Below are 3,889 nucleotides of genomic sequence, written 5' to 3' on the forward strand. Positions count from 1 at the left end.
CGCGGCGGAAGCCGGAACGCTCGCGGTCACCGTCACGGCGGTCGTCCCGACTGCGGTAACCGCCACGCCCGTACGGGTGCCGCCCACGGCCATCTGTGTACCGATACGCATGCGTAGTTGAGCGTCCTGGCACTGCGGGTGCCTCGGTTGCTCATTGCCCGGAGTCCGTGTCCGGCCGGTACGGGCGGCCGGACACACTTCGCCGGGGCCGCCGCCCGGCCAGCGAGCGGCGGCCCCGGCGAGGGGAAGTGCCGTCAGTCGAGAGCGCGGCGGCTGAAGCCGCGGATACCCACGACCGCCGCGACCAGGGTCGCGGCGGCGAGCACCGCGATGTCGATGCCGAGCGGCACGGATTCCACCTTGTGGAGCAGCACGGCCCGTAGACCCTCGTTGATGTACGTGATCGGGTTGAGGCCGACGACCACCTGGAACCAGCGCAGACCGTCCAGGCTGAGCAGCGGGTACTGCGCGGCGGCGGTGAACATCAGCGGCGTCAGGGCGAGACCGAACACCACGCCCACGCGGCGCGCCGGCACGAGGGTGCCCAGAACCAGGCCGAACGCGCCGCCCAGCAGCGAGCCCAGGACGAGCACCCCGAGGATCGGCGGCAGCGACGACGCCGACCACCACGGCACGCCGAGGACGAGGATGCCGACAGGGATCATGATGACGGCCGCGATGAAGCCGCGTATCCCGCCGAACACGATTTTCTCGAGGGCGACGAGCCGGATCCCGACCGGAGCCATCAGGCGGTCCTCGATCTCCTTCGAGTAGGAGAAGTCCATGACCAGGGGCAGTGCCGTGGCCTGGAGCGCGCTGATGAAGGCCGCCAGGCCGATGATGCCGGGTAGCAGCAGCGGCACGTAGCTTTCGTCGACGTAGCTCATGTCGGCGAGGACCTTGCCGAAGATGAACAGGATGAACAGGGGCTGCAGCAGCGACTCGGCGAGGAACAGCCACGGTTGACGGACCGTGACCAGGATGTCCCGCCACAGGATCGACGTGAAGACCCGGCGCTGGGAGATGCTGCGTGGCCCGGAGGGCCTGCGGGCCAGCATGCCTGCTCCGGCCTCGGCCGGCCCGGTGGCCGGGCTCGCCGCCTCCGGCGGTTCCGCGGAATCGCCGGGCGCGGTGGAGGTCGCTGTTTTCGTGGAGCTCTTGATGGTCACCGAAGTCCCTTGCCAGTGAGGTGGATGAAGACGTCTTCGAGGCTTGCCTCCCGTACGGCCAAGTCCTTGACCTCGCAGTGCAGCTCGTCGAGCACCTTGAAGACGGCGGGCAGCACGTCGCCGGCGCCGGACTCGACGCTCAGCACGAACCGGTCCTCCTCCGGCTCGGGGGCCGGCATGCCCGGGAAGGGCGGCGGCACGGCCGGGGTGCCGGGCACGTACTCGGCGGCCGCCACCCAGGGAATGGTGGTCAGGGCCTCGGTCACGGCTTGCGGGGTCTCGTCCAGGAGGTTGAGCTTGAGGGTGAGCGTCGTACCGCCCGGCAGGCTGCGGATGAGCTCCTCGGGGGTGTCCAGGGTCAGCAGCTTGCCGTGGTCGACGATGCCGATGCGATCGCACAACTTGGCGGCCTCCTCCATGTCGTGCGTCGTGATCACGACGGTCACGCCCTGGCGGCCGAGGTCCGCGACGAGGTCGTGGACGAACAGCCGCGCCTGCGGGTCCAGTCCCGTTGCCGGCTCGTCCAGGAACATCACGCTCGGGTCGTGCATGAGCGCTCGGGCGATCATCACGCGCTGTGCCTGACCGCCGGACATCTCCTCCACGAGCGAGTCGGCCCGGTCGGCGAGCTGCACACGCTCCAGCAGCTCGTTGGCGCGGCGGCGGCGTTCGGAGCGGCCGATGCCGTGGTACGCCGCGTGGAAGAGCAGGTTCTGCCGAACCGTCAGCGAACGGTCCAGGTTGTTGTGCTGCGGGACCACCGCGAGGACGCCACGGGCCCGGGCGGGCTGGGCGACGATGTCGGTTCCGTCCAGGAACGCCCGGCCGGAGGTGGCCTTCGCCATGGTGGTGAGCACCCGGATCGTGGTGGTCTTGCCGGCACCGTTGGGGCCGAGGAGGCCGAACACCTCGCCTCGGGCCACCGTGAAGCTCAGTCCGTCGACCGCCGGCGGCATCCCGGGCAGATACTGCTTGACAAGATTCTCGACCACCACGACCGCATCATTCGCGGTTTTCTCTGTATCTGACATCCTTTGTTCCCCATTGATAGGCGGAAGACAACGCTCGTTTGCGGGTTGGCGGCCGTTTCCTTCCCCGGGACCGCCGGCCGGTCAGCTCTTTCCGAATTCGCGCTGGATGAGTTCGAACATCTCGTCGGGCGTTGCTGCTTCGAGCAGACCGTCGATCCCGGGTTCCGGATCCTCGCGAGGAGACCCCTTTGTCGCGTTCCACTGAGACAGCAGAGACTCCAGTCGCCTGGTGATACCTGTGCTGTCCGTGCTCTCCGGCGAAAGGGAATCGAGTACGCGCTCCAGCCGATCGATTTCCGCCAGTGCGTCGGACTCGTCGGCCTGGCCCCGGCCCTCGCCGTGACTCAGGTCGTGCCGTCCGCCGTGGCCGCTGCCACGGTCCGGCTCCTGTGGAGCAAGCTGTTCGCCCAGGTGCCGGACAAGATCGTCGGGCGCCGGGAAGTCGAAGATCAGGGTGGCCGGAAGCCTGAGTCCGGTCTGCTCGCTCAGCACGTTGCGGAGTTCCACGGCCATGAGGGAGTCGAATCCCACTTCGACGAAACCGCGACGTGGCTTGATCTGCGCAGGGTTCGCGATTCCGAGTACGCGCGCTGTTTCGCCGCGTACGAGCTCGAGGAGTACCTCGGCCCTCGCTTCGTCACCGCCGTCCGTAGCGCCGGACGTCACGGCTTCGGCAGCAGCCGAGGCGAGGCGCTCGCACAGGGCGGCAGCAGGGGCGGTCGCCCCCGCACCCGTCGACGCTCCGGTGGTCTCCGGGTCGCCGGTGGGCGCCTCGGTGGTGCGCTGGGCATCGGGCAGGTCGGCCAGCAGCGGGCTGCGGCGCAGGGCGGTGAAGGCGGGAGTGAAGCGGTCCCATGCCACGTCCGCCACCGCCGCCGACGTCTCGTGCGCAGCGACGGCCTGGCCGAGCGCGGTGAGTGCGTACTGCGGGTCCATGACCGGCAGCCCGCGCCGCGCGAGCATGTCCTCGCTGTCGCTGGTGACCAGTCCGCCGCCGGCCCAGGGGCCCCAGGCGAGGGAGGTGGCGGGCAGGCCGCGGGCGCGGCGCTGCTCGGCGAGGGCGTCGAGGTAGGTGTTGGCGGCGGCGTAGCCGGCCTGGCCGCCGCTGCCCCAGGTGGCCGCGATGGAGGAGAACAGGACGAAGGCGTCGAGGTCGGCGTCGGCGAAGACCGCGTCGAGGTTCGCCGCACCCGTCACCTTCGCGTCCAGGACCTCCACCAGTTCGGCGGTTCCGATCTTCTTGAGGGGGGTGATCTGGCCGATGCCGGCGGTGTGGACGATGCTGCGGACGGGGGTGCCCCGGTCCTGCAGGGTGGCCGCCAGGGCGGTCAGCGCGGCCCGGTCGGTGACATCGCAGGCGACGACGGTGGCGCGGGCGCCCAGCTCCTCGATCTGTGCGCACAGTTCGGTGGCGCCGGGGGCGTCCGGGCCGCGGCGGCTGGTGAGCACCAGGTGGTCGGCGCCGTGGGCGGCGGCCCAGCGGGCCACCCGGGCGCCCAGGCCGCCGGTGCCGCCGGTGATCAGCACGGTGCCGCGCGCCCGCCAGGCCGCCTCGGTGCGGCCGGGGGTGGCGCGCACGATGCGGCGGGCGTGGACGCCGGAGGCGCGGACGGCGGTCTGGTCCTCGCCGGTGGTGCCGGCCAGGACGGCGGCGGTGTGGGTCCAGGTGCGGGGGTCGAGGGTGGCGGG

Annotated in this window: 3 protein-coding genes; all 3 read right to left on the reverse strand. The window is 70.9% G+C overall.

The genetic code is table 11. From position 1 onward, the window contains the following. Positions 1-254: 254 nt before the first annotated feature. The gene (locus AB0I73_RS40605) at positions 255-1,169 is read right to left on the reverse strand and encodes an ABC transporter permease (protein ID WP_363045404.1); all 915 of its coding nucleotides are present in this window, start codon (positions 1,167-1,169) and stop codon (positions 255-257) included. Further along, complete coding sequence (locus AB0I73_RS40610) at positions 1,166-2,164, reverse strand: ABC transporter ATP-binding protein (RefSeq protein ID WP_363045405.1); 999 nt, start codon at positions 2,162-2,164, stop codon at positions 1,166-1,168. Before AB0I73_RS40610 ends, AB0I73_RS40605 begins: the two co-directional genes overlap by 4 nt. Positions 2,165-2,281: 117 nt before the next feature. Then, a partial coding sequence (locus tag AB0I73_RS40615) for an SDR family NAD(P)-dependent oxidoreductase (RefSeq protein WP_363045406.1) occupies positions 2,282-3,889 on the reverse strand: 1,608 nt, incomplete at its 5' end.

The organism is Streptomyces sp. NPDC050388 (genome assembly GCF_040655635.1).
Taxonomy (GTDB): Bacteria; Actinomycetota; Actinomycetes; order Streptomycetales; family Streptomycetaceae; genus Streptomyces.